This window comes from Micromonospora sp. DT201, from assembly GCF_049841575.1.
In the GTDB taxonomy this organism is placed as follows: domain Bacteria; phylum Actinomycetota; class Actinomycetes; order Mycobacteriales; family Micromonosporaceae; genus Micromonospora.
The window spans coordinates 1-839 of sequence record NZ_JBNCKP010000071.1; the positions used below are offsets into that span (position 1 = coordinate 1).

Annotated in this window: 1 protein-coding gene; it reads right to left on the minus strand. The window is 71.0% G+C overall.

What is annotated here, in order from left to right; translation table 11 throughout:
• The coding region (locus ACLQ28_RS34445) for a ketoacyl-synthetase C-terminal extension domain-containing protein (RefSeq protein WP_425690438.1) at window positions 1–812 on the minus strand (812 nt) is incomplete at its 3' end.
• Window positions 813–839: the final 27 nt, after the last annotated feature.

Sequence of the window (839 nt, forward strand, 5' to 3'; positions counted from 1 at the left end):
TCAACCGAACCCACCGGCGCCGCCAACAAACCCCGCACCGACCGACCCAGACGGGAGTCCAACTCCGCGCACACCTCATCGAGGGCCTCAGCGAACCGGGGATACACCCCCGCCAACGCCACACCCATCCCCGCACGCTGCGCGCCCTGACCCGGGAACAAAAACGCCGTCCCACCTGACACCGGCGAACCCGTGAACACACCCACACCCGGCTCACCCGCGGCCAACGCAGCCAGGCCCGTCAGCAACGACTCCCGATCACCAGCGACCACCGCCGCCCGCTGCGACAAATGCGCCCGCGCCGTCGCCGCCGAGAACCCCACATCCACCAACGCGACACCCGGCCGATCGAGCAGGAACGAGCGCAACCGCTCCGCCTGCCCCCGCACCGCTGCAGCACTGCGCGCCGACACCAGCACCGGTAGCACCGGCCGGGCGTCAGCTGGCCGGGACGGCTCCGGCTTCGCGGCTGGCGCCTCCTCCAGGACGACGTGCGCGTTGGTGCCACTGATCCCGAACGACGACACCCCGGCTCGGCGCGGACGCCTCGACGCCGGCCACTGCTCGGCTTCGGTGAGCAGCCTGATCTCTCCGCTGTCCCAGTCCACGTGCGGCGACGGCGCGTCGACGTGCAGGGTCGCCGGCAACCGGCCATGCCGCATCGCCAACACCATCTTGATCACACCAGCGACACCAGCCGCCGCCTGCGTGTGCCCGATGTTCGACTTCACCGACCCGAGCCGCAGCGGGCCGTTCTGCCGTTCGCGACCGTAGGTGGCCAACAACGCCTGGGCCTCGATCGGATCACCCAACCGGGTCCCCGTCCCATGCCCCTCCAC